This is a genomic window from Campylobacter portucalensis (assembly GCF_009690845.1).
Taxonomy (GTDB): Bacteria; Campylobacterota; Campylobacteria; order Campylobacterales; family Campylobacteraceae; genus Campylobacter_B; species Campylobacter_B portucalensis.
In genome coordinates, this window is the sequence record NZ_VWSJ01000039.1 from 22,391 (window position 1) to 39,703 (window position 17,313).

Sequence of the window (17,313 nt, forward strand, 5' to 3'; positions counted from 1 at the left end):
CCATAATAAAATTATATAAAACTGATAAAATATGCATTCTATAAATTTATAATCCATAATCTATATGTTTTAAAAAAATATTTAAAAATTTAAAATCTTTTTTATTACAAATTTACACTTAAAATCAAAATAAAATAAAAATTTAAAATTTTTATTTAAAACAAAAATTAATTTTAAACAAAAAAAGTTAAAATTAATTCAATTTTATTTTAAGGAGATACAAATGTCCAAACAAAAAAGTGGAATTTTAAGCTGGTATTTTAAAAGTAATCTTGCTTATAGAATTCTTGGTGCTTTAATAATTGGCTCTATCATCGGTATGGTTTTACCTAAAAATCCAACACTAATTAGTATAATACAGCCATTTGGTGATTTGTTTGTTAGGTTATTAAAAATGATTATAGTGCCTATAATAGCTGCTTCATTGATTGTAGGAACTAGCTCTATTGAGCCTTCAAAACTTGGTAGAGTTGGCGGAAAAGCTGTATTTTATTATGCCATCACAACACTTATTGCCATAATTTTAGGCTTAATGTGTGCTTTTATTTTTAAACCAGGAGCGGGTCTTGATTTAAGCGATAGTTCTATTGCTGTTTCTAAAACTTCAAATGCCCCTAGTCTTAGCGAAATTGTATTAAATATCGTGCCTACAAATCCAATCTCGGCTATGGCAAATACTCAAGTTTTAGCTATTATTTGTTTTTTTATATTTTTTGGTGTGGCTTTAGCGTTTTGCAGAGAAAATAAAGATGAAAGAATTAAAGAAGCAGCAAATGTGGTTTATAAATTTTTTGATGGTGTTAGTGAGGTAATGTTTAAAGTCGTGCATTGGATAATGCAATATGCACCAATAGGCGTTTTTGCACTAATGTTTGTAGTATTTAACAAAAGTGGTGCTAGTGCGTTTAGCTCTCTTGCCAACGTTACATTTACTGTATATTTAGGATTAGTGCTTCAAATCATTTTAGTTTATTGTGGAACTTGTCTTTTTATAGGATTGAGTCCAAAATCTTTTTTACAAAAGGTAAAAGATCCTATGCTAACAGCTTTTGTAACGAGAAGTTCAAACGCTACACTTCCAATTTCAATGGATACAGCAGAAAATAAAATGGGCGTTCCAAAAGGAATTTATAGTTTCGTTCTTCCTGTTGGTGCAACTGTAAATATGAATGGAACTACCGTTTATTTAGGAGTTTGTGCAATTTTTATAGCTAATGCTTGCGGACTTGATCTAAATTTAGGACACTATATGACTATAATCTTAACATCTATGCTTGCAGCAGTTGGAACGGCTGGAATTCCTGGAGCTGGAGCTATGATGCTACTTTTAGTTTTAGAAGCTATTGGATTACCAGTGGAAGGAAATGTTGCGATTGCTTATGGTATGATTTTAGGAATAGATGCGATTTTAGATATGGGAAGAACATCTATGAATGTTACAGGAGATGTGGCTGCTTCTATATGGGTTGCAAAAACAGAGGGTGAATTAGATACAGATAAATGGGATCGTGCATCTAAAAATTTATAATTTTTCAAAGAAGGAGTAAAATTTCCTTCTTTGAGTTGCAAAAAGTATCTATAAATTTTTATCGCTAAAACGGTGATGAAAATTTATAGATAAATATCAAATTTAGCTAAATGTATTAAGTAATTAAAAATTTCAATTAACCTAAACTCTAAAAAACTTAAAGATTATAATAATGAAAATATGATCCACTTAATAATTTTAAAGCATTTTTGCTTCTTAAATCGCTTTGCTAATATAAGCAAGTAAAAAGCTAAAATTTGCAATATTTTAAGGAATATTGCAAATAAAATCATAAAATATTTTAAATTTAATGATAAATGTTTGCAAAAATATACCTAAATTTAGTAACAAGACAGATAAGAACTTTTTACTTCACACAAATACTTATAAGCATAAGAAAAAAAGTAAAATCTTGTGTTTTTATTCGTAATTGCAAAAAAAAAAGGCATATTTAAGAGATGGATTTTACATAAGTCGTAAAACTACTATAGCAAAGGCTATTTTTAAGGAGCTAAGAATATTTTAGATTAAAGCATTGTAAGAATAATTTTTCTAATAGTAATATAAAATTTTTAGGCTTATTATGAACTAAGATTAAGTAAATTTAAGGATAAAAGAGATAATTTTTACTACATTTTAAAAAGCCATATTAATAAAAATTGCAAAAAATGTATATCAAATTTTATTAAAACCATAAATAAAAATTGACTTTATTATCTTAAGTTAAAAAATTAATAACACAAAAATAAAAAGCCATATTTTTATAGACTAATTTTCATCATATCTTAACTTAAAAATTAAACTATTGAATAAAAAATTTCACTCCAATAAAGTTCTTATATCCTTAAGTAGAGTAATTTTAAAGCTAAAATGTTTACCAAATCAATCATTTAAAATGCTTTTAAGATATTTTTATGCTATATAAACTTTTAAATATAAATTTCAAGCAAAAAAATCTTTTTTCATTTTAAATTTGCTTTTTGTGCAAGTCGCAAAAACAGTTTTATTTAAGACATCAAAAATACAAATATACTTAAAAAGTTATTTTACTAAGTGTAATTATGAGTCTTAAACTCCACTAATTAGTTCTAACTTCAACAGAAAGTTTATGAGCTTCAAGTCCTTCCGCATCAGCTAAAGCCATACAAGCCTTGCTTAACTCATTTAAGCCGTTTTTATTCATTGAAATAATAGAGCTTTTTTTAATAAAGTTATTTACGCCTAAAGGCGAGAAAAATCTAGCACTTCCACCAGTTGGCAAGGTGTGATTTGGTCCAGCTAAGTAATCTCCTATGGCTTCAGGTGTATAGTGTCCTAAAAATATTGCTCCAGCGTTTTTGATAAATGGCAAATAGCTAAAAGCATCATTAGTTGCTATTTCTAAATGCTCAACTGCTAGCTCATTCATCAAGGCGATACTCTCATCTTTGTTTTGAGTAATGATAATAGCACCTTTGTTTTCAATGCTTTTTTTTGCAATTTCATATCTTTTTAAATTTGGTAAAATTCTATAAATTTCATCTTTTAGTTTTAAAGCAAAATCTTTTGAATGTGTTATCAAAAAGCTACTTGCTAATTCGTCATGTTCAGCTTGTGAAAGTAGATCTATAGCTATATGATGAACATTTGCTGAGTCATCTGCTATTACTCCTATTTCGCTTGGTCCTGCTATCATATCTATATTTACATCGCCAAAAACTAGCTTTTTAGCAGTTGCAACAAATATATTTCCAGGTCCTGTTATAACATCAACTTTTGGAATGCTTTTTGTTCCATAAGCCATCGCTGCTATTGCTCCAGCACCACCTACTTTAAAAGCTTTTTTTATATCTAAGATATACATTGCAGCTAGTAAAAGCTCTGGAACTTTTCCATTAGTTGCAGGTGTACAAACTATGATTTGTTTAACTCCTGCTACGATTGCGGGAATAGCATTCATTAAAAGCGAGCTTGGATATGCAGCTTTTCCGCCTGGAATATAAAGTCCTGCTTTATCTATAGGAGTTATTTTTTGTCCAAGGATTGAGCCATTTTCCTCAAAACTTAGCCAAGTTTTTTCAAGTTGTTTTTTATGGTAGTTTTTTATCCTATCTTTAGCTAAATTTAAAGCCTCTTTCATCTTGTTATTTGTATTATTAAAAGCTTCTTTCATCTCATCTTTAGATATAGCTAAACTATCCCCACCATCCCAGCCATCAAATTTTAAAATTTGCTCTTTTAATGCTACATCGCCCCTGTTTCTAACGTCATTTATGATCTCTGTAACAATTGGCATTACATCTGCCATATCATTGTCGCTTCTATTGACAAGTAGATCAAACTCACTCCTAAACCCCAAATCCCTACTATACAAAACCTTCATATCATTCCTTTAAATTTATACCTTTGAAGTTGCGAAATATTTCCCAAAATTCCACCTTGATGAATATATAAAATATTTTCTTTAAACTCACTTAAATTTAAAAAAAGAGTTAAAAACCCAACTGGATCATATATCAAATCAAACTCTATGCTAGTTTCATTTAAAATTTCTTGCCAAATTTGAACTAGCTCTTTTTTTAAAGCACCAAAATGATATTTTTTAGGCGGATTTAAGATAGTTAAATTTGATAAATTGTTTAAATTTAAATTATTAATTTGTTTTTGTAAATAAATTTTATCTCCAACACAAGGAGTTGTAAAAACTCTAAATTTAGTGTGTTTTGCCAAGTAGGCTGCACTTGCACCTGTGCCACTTGGTAGAAAAATATCAAATTTAATTTTATTTTTATTAGCATAATCTTTTATTGATTTAGCTTGTTTTATAAAGCCTATCTTGGCTTCTTTTTGAGCAATACCTTCTTCTATAAATATACTTTTGCTATCAACTAAATTTAGTGCAAACTCGCGTCGATTTTTAGATACAAAATACTCCATCTTATTTTCTAAGGCAAATTTAAAATTTCCAACTGGAGTATCTTTTAAATTTGAGTTTAGATGACTCATTACATACTTAAATTTAAGTTTTTTTAGTTTTGCAAATACTGAAAGTGAATACATTGCATTTGACTGTGATGAGCCATAACTTACGATAGTATCAAATTTGCTTAAATCACTTTTTAAAAAATACTCTAATTTTCTAGCCTTATTTCCGTTAAATTCGCCTAATAAATCATCTCTTAAAACAAAAAATTCTAAATTTCTAAATTTTGTTTTTTCAAAAACTGCTTGCATTATAATCTAAAATTTTTTGTATTTCTTGCATAGTGTTTTTGTTTGAGAGTGAGAATTTGATCTCTATTCTTCTACTTGCGTCTTTGTCTTCAACTCCATTTTTTAAAATTGGCGACATAAAACTTCGTCCGCTTGCTAAAAGATATTTTTTAAGTCTTTCATCTGTGTTCCACGAGCTTATAAACTCCATCACAGAAAACGCCCTTTCTTGTGATAGCTTTAAGTTAAAAAGATATTCTCCGTCGCTATCGGTGTGTCCTTCTATAACGATTGCATCTAAATTCTGCCTAATTTCATCATTATTTAAAAGCACATCAAAATATTTTTTTAATGTAGCCTTAAGTGATGGCTTTGCTTCTTCTTTTAAAGCATAAGAACCTTTATCAAAAAGAATCGATGACGAAAGCCTTAAAGCCCCTGTTTCTTGATCTATACTAACACTTTCTCCTAAATTTTCCTTAATATCAGATATAACCCTCACGCCAATACCTGTTAAATTTTTTATCTTACTTCTTGTAATGTTTAAATCATTTAAAATTTTATTTATACTAGTATCTTTTGCAGAAATTTGCTCTAGCAAATAAGCAATTTTTAACTCATTTTGAGAAGCTGTTTTATTCATCTGGCTTACTAAATTTCTCTCTTTTTCAAAATCGCCATAGAGTTCATGCAAGGTTTTATTAAGATCACTATTTTGATCATTTAAGCTATCAACAACTCTTTTTAGCTCATCCATTTCTATAATATAAAATGAATTTTGCTGCTTTAAATTTTTAGTTTCTATATCAAGTTCATTTAATCTATCGCTAAAAATTTTATTTAAGGCTTCAAGTTCAGAGTTCTTTTTTTTCTGGCTTTTTAAACTTGATAATGTATTTAAAAAATTTGCTTCTTTTTCTTTTAATGCAGTTTGAGTAATAACATATTTTATGATTATACCACCTATTAAAAGTATAAAAACAAATAATAGTCCAGCCATTAAATCAGCATAAGCTATCCAAAAATTATCTTTTTCTTCTCTATCTGCTCTCATCTGCTTCCAAATTGTTTATAAATTTTGAATTTAAATCAATATTTTCAAGAGATTTTTTAAGCTCTTCTATAATATCGCTATTATCGATTTTTCTCGACTCTTTTATAATTAAATTTTTAAAATTATCAATATCTTCTTGCAAGCTATTTTTAAAATTTTGCATGGATTGATTATGTAAATTTAAAATTTGAGAATTAATATTTAACAATGCTTTTTTAAATTCTTCAATCTCATTTTTTAAAATTTGTATTGAGCTATTAAAATTTAAACTATTTTTTTCAAGAAATTTATGATTAGCTTCAAATAATTTAGATAAATTAATGTAAGTTTCTTCTAAATTTAGATTGAGTTTATTTGTTTTTAAAATTGAATTTTCTAAATCGGAATTCAAATTTGATGAAGATTTTTCAAATTTATAAATTTTTTCATTAACTTCTTTTAATCCATTTGATGAAATTTCAAGAGCTTTTTTTTGATAATTTACCATATTTTTAAAAGTCTCAAACTCATCATTTAAAGCATTGGATAAATTTTTAATAAACTCTGTATTTAAGGCATTTTCAAAGCTATTGACCATCTTTTTGTTTTGATTTAAAATTTCTTGCATTAAATTTTGAGAAATTTCATCTTTATCCCAAAAAAAAATCTTAGTAGCAGTTTTGTATTTAAACATCAATTTTTCAAATCTACTAATACCCTTTTTTTCAAAATATATCCACCATAAAGCTAGAAATATACCAAAAATTGAAACATAAAATGCAGTACCAACACCGCCTAAAAGCTGTGAAATTTCGCTTTCAAGAGAGTTTATATCAGATGATGAAAACTGCGGCATTGAGATAGCTATACTTATAAAAGTTCCTAAAATTCCAAGCATAGGAAAAACGCCTGCTGCAACTGATGAGTAGTTTTTATTTCTTATACCATTTGTAAAATCGCTAATAAAATTTTCAAATGTAGCATTTGATTTTTTTTTATTTCCAACGACAGTTAGGTGATTCATTATATAGTCTTTCAATCCGCTTTTAAAAACTAAAATTTGATCTTCAAATAAACAACAACCATATTCAGCACTATGCCTTGCAAAAATAAGTGCCATAAAAAGCAAAAACCCCATCATTAATATAGAATGCAGCTCAACTTTAAAATTTATAACATCAAAATATCCAGCTAAAAATACCAAATAAATCAATACAGGAACTATAATTATTTTAAAATATACACTAAAAAGTGATCTTGTGCTATCTTCTGGTAGGCTAAAATCAAATTCGTTTTTATTTTCCATATTATTCCTTAGTTTTTATTTAAACAATTTAAATCTTCAAAAGCTTCAAGCAAACGCCTTATCATACTCTCTTCCCCAGCTCTTAGCCATTTTCGTGGATCATAATATTTTTTATTTGGCTTATCATCGCCATCTGGATTTCCTATTTGACCTTGTAAATAATCTCTATTTTCAAGTTCATATTCTCTAACCCCGTCCCAAAAAGCCCATTGAGTATCTGTATCAATATTCATTTTAATCACACCATAACTAACAGCATCTTTGATATCTTTTAAATCGCTTCCGCTACCGCCATGAAAAACAAAATTTACAGGTTTTTGATCGCTTAAATTAAAACTATCTCTTACAAAATTTTGAGAATTTTTTAAAATTTCAGGTCTTAAAACTACATTTCCTGGCTTATAAACCCCATGCACATTACCAAAACTGGCCGCTATAGTAAAATTTGAACTAATAGAGTTTAATCTATCATAAGCTATTGCTACATCTTGAGGTTGTGTATAAAGAAGAGCGTTATCTACGCCTGTATTATCCACTCCATCTTCCTCTCCACCAGTAACACCTAATTCTATCTCCAAATTTATACCAAAATTTGAAAATATTTTTAAATATTTCTCGCAAGTATTTAAATTTTCATCCAAACTTTCTTCGCTTAAATCCAACATATGTGAACTAAAAAGCGGAGTGCCATATTTTTCAAAATTTAAACTACTTGCCTTTACAAGCTCATCTATCCAAGGCAAAAGCTTTCTGCTAGCGTGATCTGTATGTAATACAACAGGAATGCCATACTCTTTTGCTAGTAAATGCACATGTTTTGCACCACTTATTGCACCTAAGACAGCTAAATTTGGGCATGTTTTACCTGCCACAAAACTTGCCCCACCATTTGAAAACTGAATTATAACGGGTGAATTAACTTTTTTTGCACTTTCCAAAACTGCATTTATGGAATTTGTTCCTACGACATTTACAGCAGGAATTGCAAATCCTTCATTTTTTGCATAATCGTATAATTTTTTTACATCATTACCATACAAAACACCGGCTTTTACTATATCTAATACACCCATTTTAAATCCTTATTTATATTCTACTTTTGCTTTTGCTTTTAAATCTTTGAATTTTTTCTCAAAATTTTCTTGGAATTTGATTTGTTTAACTACATTTTCAATATAAGGTTTAACCTCTTCTAGACTTAATTGTTTTTGATTTCTTGAGTCATTTTTCAATATAATATGATAGCCAAACTGAGTTTTTACAGGCGTTTTTGTAAATTCACCATTTTTAAGCTTTTCAGCTGCATCGCCAAATTCTTTAACCATTTGACCTTTAGCAAACCAACCCAAATTTCCACCTGTTTGTTTAGCGATTGGTTCTATGCTTTTTTGAATTGCAATTTCAGAAAATTTTTTGCTTAATTCTTCGCCTTTTAGCTTGCCTAATGTAGATATAATATCTTTTGCTGTTTTTTCATCTTTTACCAAAATATGACTAGCATTCATAGCTGCTGGTTCAATAAACTTATCTTTATTTTTCTCATAATACTCACTTGTCTCTTTTGGACTTACTTTTGTGTTGTTTAACTCTCTAGCTTGCCATGCACGAAGTGCTATTTCATCTTTAACAATTTCTAGCTGTTTTTTATATAGATCGCTTTTTTCAATTCCACTCTTTTTTGCAGCATTGATTAAAATTCTTATATCAATAGCTCTATCAACTGCTTGTTTTTGAATTTCAGGAGGTAGATTGTTTAAATCAACACCAGAAACGCCAGCAAACATAGGAGCGATATCAACATCAGTAATCTCAATGCCATCAACTGTAGCAAAAACTTTAGCATTTAAGCTCATAGCAACCGCTAAGCTTAAAGCTCCAAATAAAATTTTTTTCATATAAAACCTTTCGTAAAAAATTAGGCAATTATACCTAAAAGTTTTTAAACCTTGATTGAATTTTCATAAATTTTAAGTTAAAATTACAAAATGAGAACAAAAAAAGAGATAAATTTAATAAAAAAATTGTTTTTAAAACACTTTGATAAGCCAATAACTGAGCTAAATTTCAGTAATATTTACGAGCTTTTGGTTGCTGTTATGCTCTCAGCTCAATGCACCGATAAAAGAGTAAATTTAATCACTCCAGCTTTATTTAAAGAGTATCCAGATGTCAAAAGCTTATCAAATGCAAATTTAATGAGTGTAAAAAACCTAATAAAATCTTGCAATTTTTATAATAATAAAGCTTCAAATTTAATCATAATGGCAAAATCAGTTATGAATAATTTTGGTGGTAAAATTCCTAGCTCAAGAGATGAGCTTATGAGTTTAGCTGGAGTTGGGCAAAAAACGGCAAATGTTGTGATGATAGAGTATTTTGGTGCAAATTTAATGGCTGTAGATACTCATGTTTTTAGAGTTTCGCACCGCTTAAATTTAAGCAAATCTAAAACCCCCAAAGAGACTGAAATAGATTTAACAAAAGCTTTTAAAAGTGAATTAAACTGGCTTCATCAAGCTATGGTGCTTTTTGGGCGTTATACCTGTAAAGCAATTAAACCAAAATGCAATGAGTGCTTCTTAAATGAACTTTGCAAAAGTAAGGATAAGGTTATTTAACATCTACTTAAAATAGCACTCTTTACCAGTTGCACCAGCGTTACTTTCAAGCAAAACTCTATCATTTATCAAACGACAATCCAAATCTTTTTTAATATTTTCTAACTCTTATCGCTAAAAGACTTATCATAAATATGTAAAATTCTTGCTATAAAGCCTGATTTTTAGGCTATAATTTTAGTTCTATCATCAAAATTTTCTATGCCAAAAAATCTAAATTTAGTAATTTTTCTTTTAAAATCTCTAAATTTTTATCGCTTATATTTTTTGGTAATATGCTTTTATAAAAATCTACAAGTTCATAAATTTCTTCTTCATTTTCATAGAAATAATCTGGAAAATTCTTGCTTTTTCCAGACATAAAAAATATAATGCAAAACAAGCACAAATTAAGATAAATTATTTTATAAATTTTTAAGCATTTTTAACTATTTCATCAACTGCTTTAAATATCAAATCCCCTGAAGCCATATCAAATCTTTCATTTATGCTATGTGGGCTAAAAATATTTGGTCCAATTGATGTAACTTTTAAATTTGGCTGTTTTGCTAAAAATACTCCACACTCAAGTCCTGCATGAACAGCTGTAAATTTAACATCGCTTTTATACTTTTTAAGAGAATTTAAAATATACTCTGAAAACTCGTTAATTTCAGGTTTCCATGGAGTTGTTTGATTTTCAGTTCTTACATCAAAACCAAAACTTTTTGCTAAAGCTATAGTTTCAAATTTAGAGTTTTCAAGTCCATCTTTACTCATAGATCTTGCAAAAAATAAAACCTCAAAAACATCATCTTTTTCTTTTGCAGTGGATAAATTTATACTATCTTCAGGAATATTTAATTTTGTATTAAAAGCCCTTACACCTTGTGAAAAAATACAAAGCATATTTAAAAGTTTGTCGCTAAAAGTATAAATTTGAGCATCTTTTTTACCAAAAAACTCAGCTTTTATATAATCTGGAATTTTGCCTAACTCTTTATCAAATATAGCTTTTACTTTAGCATTTGCAGCAATTGAATTTCTTCTTTCGCCTGCGTTAAATTCTACTATCTTGCCTTTGTTTTCTTTTATAAATTTAGCAATAAATTTTATGGAATTTGGAATATTTTTGTGAATTTCTATCCCGCTATGTCCGCCAGGAAAATCATCAATAACAAGTTCATATAAATAGCCATTTGATTTTGTTTTGTCAATCTTTATTGTTGCATCAATATCAACACTTCCAGCACAACCAATCGAAACTCTATCATCTTCTTCACTATCTAAATTTAGTAAATTTGGCGATTTTACCACGCCTTCAAATTTAGCAACGCCCCAAAGTCCTACTTCTTCATTATTTGTAAATATCACTTCAAAATCATCATATCTATCCATCATACACATCATATAAGCAACACCAACGCCGTTATCTGCACCAAGGCTTGAATTTTTAGCACTTAAAAAGCCATCTTTTTGGATAAGTTTGATATTTGGTGCATCTCCAACACACACCATGTCATAATGAGCTTGCAAACAAATTCTAGGCTTTCCTTTAAAAGCGTGAATATTACCAGCCTTATCAACACTTACTTCAAAGCCATTTTTTTTGCAATGATTTACTAAAAATTCTTGCATTTTATCAGTTTCAAAACTAGCGTGCGGGATAGTACAAATTTCTTTAAAATACTCCATATAAGTTTTCATTTTAGCCCTTTTAAATAAAAATATCGGTATTATATCTTAAAAAGGATTTAATTATGAATTTAGATAAGATACGAGATGAGAAATTAAATGAGTTAAATTTTAAAATCTATAAGCCTATTTATGAGCAAATTTTAAATTTAAATGAGTGTGAAGCGAGCTGTGAATTTGATGATATTGTAAAGATAAAAGCTAATGTTAAAGCTGAGTTTAGGGATGAAATTTTAAAAACGGCACTATCTTTAAAGCCGTGGCGAAAAGGACCTTTTGAGATATTTGATATCTTTATAGATAGTGAGTGGCAAAGTTTTATGAAATTTAATATCCTAAAACCATTTTTAAATTTAGATGGCAAGGTTGTCGCTGATATAGGGTGCAATAATGGATATTATCTATTTAGAATGCTTAAAATGAATGCTAAAAAGCTAGTTGGATTTGATCCTGGGATTAGAACTTATTTACAGTTTAAATTTATAGATAAATTTATAAAAAGTGGAATTAAATTTGAACTTTTAGGAGTTGAACATTTACCATTTTACGAGCATAAATTTGATACAATTTTTTGCCTTGGAGTGATTTATCATAGAAGCGATCCAGTTAAAATGCTAAAGGATTTAAAAGCTTCTTTAAATAGTGGCGGGGAGCTTATTTTAGATACGATTTATATAAAAAGTGATTTAGATATCGCTTTGGTGCCAAAAAACAGCTACGCAAAAATGAGTAATGTCTATTTTATACCATCAATTAATGCCCTGCAAAATTGGTGCCAAAAAGCTAAATTTAAAGATTTTGAAATTTTAGCTACAAAAGAGACTGATTTAAATGAACAAAGAAAAACTTCTTGGATAGATACAGAAAGCTTGGGGGATTTTTTAGACAAAGATGACAAATCTAAAACAATTGAAGGCTACCCAGCACCAAAAAGAGTTTATATAAGGGCAAGGGTTTAAATTTTTGGTATAATGCATTTTAAAAAAGGATTTATATGTAAAATTTAATTTCAGCTTTAACAAATATTTTAAAATTAGATAATTTTGTCATTTTGATTTTAAAATGATATTTTTTTAAATAAAATTGGAAATTTCCAAACAATTATCTTAAGGTTGGTAGTTAAATTCCCATTTTAAATGCAATTTTTCACATTCAAAACCGCCACCTAAATTTATCAAGATCATATGATAGTAAAAATTTGGCGTTTTTGTATAAAAATATAAAGTTTAATAAAAATAAAATTTTTTTAAAAAATAAATTTAATGAGATATTTTATTAAAAAGATGAAATTTAAAATCATAAAAAAATTTAGTTTTGTTGATAAAAAATAATTTAAAAAAAATGTCACTTAATCAGTTTAAGCTTAAAATTTAAGTTTCATTTCTAAAAACTTGCTTTTTTTTGTGTGTCTATTAATCAAAAATGCGGTAAAATGGGAGTTATTAGCTTATTAATGGACATTAAGTTTTATTAAGGGACAAATTTTGCAAAAAATGTCTTATTAATCATCTATTTCTTAAAAGAAATTTACTATTTTTTAACTTAAACCTTAAACGCTAAAAAGCCCTATTTTTGGCTATTTTAATTTTTTTGGGATATTTTTTAGGAGTGCATTTAATTTTAAATGCTTATGGTAAAAAAGGCGTTTAAAGCCCTTTAATTAGCGTTTAAAATCTTTAAAATAGATCTATTTTTGGGAATTTTTGGCAGTTTTGGGAAATTTGGGATTTTTTCAATCCTTAAAAACAGAACATAAAATGGGAATTTTGTTTTATCAAACCCCCACACCATCGCACTTTTAAACATTTTAGTGCTTAAAAATAAATTCTAATTAGTTATTATACAACAACCTATGATAACAAAACTCTAAGCTTTGAGGGTTTAAATTTAAAAGGTAGTGGAGTATTAAAGAATTTACAAGATGAGATACAAGATAATGAAAAGTTAAGAAATTTCATAACAACTTTACAAAACAAACCATACACTAACTTTACTCAAATTCAAACTGACGCAAAAGAGCTTTTATATATTTGGAGTAAAACAGATAACATAGATAAAAACTAAACAAGAGGATTAAAAAACATACTAAATCATAACTATGATAATCCAAGCATAATAAAAACTTATAAGGTTTATGCTTACACAAGAGATGTCGCTTTAATGGAAGCTTTTACGGGTAAGAAATTTACTATGATAGAGATGGCAAAGAGACAAATGAGATAATAGACATAGAAGCCAGTAATACTTCAAATGATTATCTAAAAAGATTTGTAAATTTAACCGCTTTAAATATCTTACTCAAAAGCTATACAAAGATGAGCTAATCACAGATAAAGAGTTGGTAATAACTAATAATACACTAGCTAAGATAAATGTTAAATTTGCAACTAATGATAATGAAAAAATATCAAATGCTTCATTATTACTTTTATCTGTTGTTTATATACAGGGATTAAAAATATTAAATAGTATAGATAAAACCTATCTTGAAAACGAAATCATAAAACAAATTTTAAATAGCAGCGGTATTTCATATAATTTTAATGCAAACGGAAGCATTTATGGCTCTACTTCGCAAAAAATGATCTTACAAAGTGATAGTACTAATAACTACACTTTAAATAATGCAAATAAAATAATACAAGCAGGAAAATTAGGTGATAGTATCAAAGGCACTATCGAAGATGATATTATATTTGGCACAAACGCAGATGATACTATTATGGGCGGTGCAAGAAATGACTAACTTCACGGCGGATATGGAAATGATATAATTATCGGCAAAAAAGGAGATGACACACTAAATGGCGGCAAAGGAGATGATAAATTTATCTACACCAAATTTGACGGAAACGATACTATCACAGACAACGCAGGAAGTGATACACTAGTGCTAAAAGGAATTAGCAAAGATGAAGCAAATTTCACTCAATCAGGCAATAATATGAGAAGTGTGGCGAATTTGCAGATGTATGTGAGTTAGATTTATCAAATTATATAGATTTAATAAATGATAAAATAGCGATAATTTAGGATTTATTATATATAGCATAGTGTTTAAGTAATAATTTATTTAAATATAGTAGAATTGTAAAACAATGAAAAAGGAAGCAAAGTTTTGGAGAATTTAAATATAAAACGAAACTATGACAAAGAACCGATTAAGATAAAGGATATTAATACTATTTTTATGTTTCTCATTTTATTTCCTGGTTCTATTATCTTTACTATTTTAATATTTATATTTAATTATGAAAATATGACTTCTAAACTTTATATAAATCTATTTATTTTAATGCCAGTTGTAGTGTGGCTCTATGTAAAACCTTATTTAAAATATAAGGATAGTAGGTATATAAAAATTTATAACAATAAAATTGATTTTATTCAAGACAATGAACTTTTAGAAACCATAAAATTAGATGAAAAATTTACTGTATATAAAAGTTTTGAAGATTTTTATCATAAATCTCAAAAACAGAACATTTACATAGAAATTATCTGGTTGATTATCTTGCCAATCACGATTTGTAATTATATACTTTTATTGCTGTCTAAATTTTTTTATTGCTTATACAAAAGCGGTTTAAAAAATTATCATTTATACGACTGTATAATTATTTCCCAAGATGATAAAATTATAAATATATATTTTAATTCAATTGATGAATACAAAACAATTAAAGATTATTTTTTGTCAAATTTTGATTTAGATATATCTAAATCAAAAATATTTTTAAACAAAGCATATCACATATTTGAAAAAATAAATTTTTGAAGTTTGTTTTTTGAAATTTGGAAAGGAAAGAATTTGAAAAATAAAATCAACAAAAAAAGAATTATAAAAATTTTACTAGGATTATTTTTTGCATTAGCTATAATTATTGCGTTTAATGTAGCTACAATAATAATTCAAACTAACCACTCTTTGCAAAAAGACTACACACACGAAATGACCAAAAATTCGCAATCTACGCAAGAATTTATAAAAGCAATGAAATATAAAATTTACATTTCAAAACTGCATAAATATGCTAGTTATGATAATTTTTTGATGAAACCACTCTTTGCAAAGATGAATTATCATTTTGAAAAAGGAAAAGAAAATTTACCAAAAGACAGTATCGATGACATTATTTGGTGGCGTTTGTTATATGATGTAATTTACGGATTAGTGTATAACGACGATAAAAGTATGCAATATACAAACTTAAACTCCGAAAAATTGCAAATTTTGATTGATGAAATTTATGAAATGATTGGGCGATTGCCTTATGGAAATTTAGAAAATTTTCAAATGCAAGATAGTTTATTGGAGATAATGCTAAATTTAAGTGATTTTTATTTCAATGCAATGTTTGAAAAATATGAGCGAAGTTGTATTGATAAAAATGACTGCTCTGGTAAAAAATTATATTATTTGGATAAAAATAATTCTCACAAGCACGAAAAAATATATATTTATTTAAAAGACGGATATGATAGATATATACAAAATTCTGCAATGCAAAATATCATCAAATCCAAATATAATCAGAAGCTATTGGAAATTATAAATTTTAAATTTAATGAAACTCAAAATGAAAGGAATAAAAATGAGTAATACAGTAGAACAAAAATTGTTTAATGAAATAGATAAAATTTGTAAATCAACAGATTTATTGCAAACTTTGCCACTTGGCGAAAAAGTAAAATTACTAGAATTTAGAACACATTTGTGCGACCTAAATGGTGCCACAAAAGATGCCCTAAATATTGTAGTAAAAGCAGAAGATAGCGACGATAAAATACGAACTTATTTTATTGAAATAAATGGTGCTTTGGCAAAAACAATAACACAAAGTTCGACTGAGACATACGGAAATGCTGTTGCTTTTGGTATAACTAGTGCAATACTAGCTGAAAACTGGGATAACCCTTTTGCTTGGTTTATGGCTGTTGTCACTGCTGGTGCATACCATGCGTTTGGTAAAGTTACGGCAATTCCACTCGGAGATAAAGCAGAAAAAGAAGCAAAAATTGTTGCTGCAAATTTGTATGATAGTTATATAGATTTAGTCAAAAATGATAAAGATGGTAATTTGACTATTCAAACAGATAAATCCGAAATTGATACCTTTACAAAAGAAAATATGGAAAATATTTTAATCAAACTTCCGTCAGATGCAAATTTAACAATAGTTCATAGCGGTGGAAATTATGCGATTGATATAAATGCTTCCAAAAAAGAAATCAATATTAATTCTAGTATAAACTTAAATGAAAAAAATAAAGAAAGTGAAAATTTTGCTGGTGCAATTTTATCAAGTGGTGCCGAAGTGACTACTATAAATTCCCAAACCTACAACATAAAAGAACTCTCAAATCTGCAAATTCTAAATGCACTAGATTATATCCCAAAAGTATCATTTTTGCTATCAAATATAAATTTGCCTATTAAAGAAATAGATTTAGGAAGCAAAGGGATTTATCAGGTTAAATCAGGTGATACGCTTTCCGAAATCGCCCAAGACAATAATATGACAACCAAAGAATTAGTTAAACTCAATACTTGGCTTATTGATGAAGGCAGAGTTAAATTCTTACAAGATAAAGTTTTAGTTCAAGGTAATTTAGCAAATTTAAACGAAACAAACCATATCCTAATAGGCGACAGCAATGCTGAAAACATTCTAATAGACGCAAATGGTGGGGATAATGAATTTATAGGCGGAAGTAAAGCTGATAAAATGGAAAGCAAAGGTCAAGGCTATGACAAATATCACGCAAATAATGGCGATAAAATCACAGACAGCGACCATCAGGGCGAAGTCAAATTTAACGGCATAACTTTAACGGGTGGAACTTATAATGCAGATAAAGGATATTACGAAAGCGAAGATAAAAACATAGAATACATCTAAACGGAAATACTCTTACAGTAAAACAAGGGAACGATAGCCTAACCATCAACAACTACTCC

At 27.9% G+C, this 17,313-nt stretch carries 15 protein-coding genes and 1 pseudogene; 8 read left to right on the forward strand and 8 right to left on the reverse strand.

Annotated elements, in window-relative coordinates; translation table 11 throughout:
• Positions 1–223: 223 nt before the first annotated feature.
• Complete coding sequence (locus F1B92_RS08200; protein ID WP_154571360.1) at positions 224–1,528, forward strand: dicarboxylate/amino acid:cation symporter; 1,305 nt, start codon at positions 224–226, stop codon at positions 1,526–1,528.
• A gap of 1,078 nt (positions 1,529–2,606) precedes the next feature.
• On the opposite strand, the gene hisD is transcribed toward F1B92_RS08200, so the two are convergent.
• From hisD to F1B92_RS08230, 6 genes are read right to left on the reverse strand one after another with little or no spacing between them, the layout of a single operon-like run.
• Positions 2,607–3,890 carry a histidinol dehydrogenase gene (gene hisD / locus F1B92_RS08205; RefSeq protein ID WP_154571361.1) on the reverse strand — a complete coding sequence of 428 codons (1,284 nt, stop codon included), beginning with the start codon at positions 3,888–3,890 and terminating at the stop codon, positions 2,607–2,609.
• A complete protein-coding gene (locus F1B92_RS08210) occupies positions 3,887–4,741 on the reverse strand; it encodes a 1-aminocyclopropane-1-carboxylate deaminase (RefSeq protein ID WP_154571362.1) in 855 nt (284 codons plus the stop codon). The genes hisD and F1B92_RS08210 overlap by 4 nt, the downstream gene beginning before the upstream one ends.
• Entirely contained in the window at positions 4,725–5,774 is a 1,050-nt protein-coding gene (locus F1B92_RS08215) for an OmpA family protein (RefSeq protein ID WP_154571363.1), read from the reverse strand. The genes F1B92_RS08210 and F1B92_RS08215 overlap by 17 nt, the downstream gene beginning before the upstream one ends.
• Positions 5,761–7,059, reverse strand: coding sequence for a MotA/TolQ/ExbB proton channel family protein (locus F1B92_RS08220; protein ID WP_154571364.1), 1,299 nt, complete (start codon positions 7,057–7,059; stop codon positions 5,761–5,763). The genes F1B92_RS08215 and F1B92_RS08220 overlap by 14 nt, the downstream gene beginning before the upstream one ends.
• Before the next feature lie 8 nt (positions 7,060–7,067).
• Positions 7,068–8,132 (reverse strand): class II fructose-bisphosphate aldolase, encoded by a 1,065-nt coding sequence (fbaA, locus tag F1B92_RS08225; protein WP_154571365.1) that lies wholly within the window; start codon positions 8,130–8,132, stop codon positions 7,068–7,070.
• Between the two features lie 9 nt (positions 8,133–8,141).
• On the reverse strand, positions 8,142–8,954 hold the full coding sequence (locus F1B92_RS08230; RefSeq protein WP_154571366.1) for a peptidylprolyl isomerase: 813 nt from the start codon (positions 8,952–8,954) through the stop codon (positions 8,142–8,144).
• Between the two features lie 90 nt (positions 8,955–9,044).
• Between F1B92_RS08230 and nth the strand changes: the two genes are divergently transcribed.
• A complete protein-coding gene (gene nth / locus F1B92_RS08235) occupies positions 9,045–9,677 on the forward strand; it encodes an endonuclease III (RefSeq protein ID WP_154571367.1) in 633 nt (210 codons plus the stop codon).
• A gap of 199 nt (positions 9,678–9,876) precedes the next feature.
• Here nth and F1B92_RS08240 read toward each other — a convergent pair whose 3' ends face one another.
• Positions 9,877–10,038: a hypothetical protein gene (locus F1B92_RS08240; RefSeq protein WP_154571368.1), complete on the reverse strand. Its 162-nt coding sequence runs from the start codon at positions 10,036–10,038 to the stop codon at positions 9,877–9,879.
• A 53-nt stretch (positions 10,039–10,091) separates the two neighbouring features.
• Positions 10,092–11,363 (reverse strand): M20/M25/M40 family metallo-hydrolase, encoded by a 1,272-nt coding sequence (locus F1B92_RS08245; protein WP_154571369.1) that lies wholly within the window; start codon positions 11,361–11,363, stop codon positions 10,092–10,094.
• 53 nt (positions 11,364–11,416) lie between these two features.
• Here F1B92_RS08245 and cmoB point away from each other — a divergent pair, with 53 nt between their 5' ends.
• The 6 genes and pseudogenes from cmoB (at position 11,417) to F1B92_RS08270 (ending at position 17,254) form a co-directional block, all read left to right on the forward strand.
• The gene (gene cmoB / locus F1B92_RS08250) at positions 11,417–12,310 is read left to right on the forward strand and encodes a tRNA 5-methoxyuridine(34)/uridine 5-oxyacetic acid(34) synthase CmoB (protein WP_154571370.1); all 894 of its coding nucleotides are present in this window, start codon (positions 11,417–11,419) and stop codon (positions 12,308–12,310) included.
• A gap of 1,379 nt (positions 12,311–13,689) precedes the next feature.
• Positions 13,690–14,097 (forward strand): hypothetical protein, encoded by a 408-nt coding sequence (locus F1B92_RS08255; RefSeq protein ID WP_154571371.1) that lies wholly within the window; start codon positions 13,690–13,692, stop codon positions 14,095–14,097.
• A gap of 15 nt (positions 14,098–14,112) precedes the next feature.
• A pseudogene (locus F1B92_RS09535) lies at positions 14,113–14,169 on the forward strand (hypothetical protein); the annotation flags it as partial.
• A gap of 300 nt (positions 14,170–14,469) precedes the next feature.
• A complete protein-coding gene (locus F1B92_RS08260) occupies positions 14,470–15,129 on the forward strand; it encodes a hypothetical protein (protein ID WP_154571372.1) in 660 nt (219 codons plus the stop codon).
• 33 nt (positions 15,130–15,162) lie between these two features.
• Positions 15,163–15,954 (forward strand): hypothetical protein, encoded by a 792-nt coding sequence (locus F1B92_RS08265; RefSeq protein ID WP_154571373.1) that lies wholly within the window; start codon positions 15,163–15,165, stop codon positions 15,952–15,954.
• A complete protein-coding gene (locus F1B92_RS08270) occupies positions 15,947–17,254 on the forward strand; it encodes a LysM peptidoglycan-binding domain-containing protein (protein WP_195836333.1) in 1,308 nt (435 codons plus the stop codon). The genes F1B92_RS08265 and F1B92_RS08270 overlap by 8 nt, the downstream gene beginning before the upstream one ends.
• The last annotated feature ends 59 nt before the right edge of the window (positions 17,255–17,313 follow it).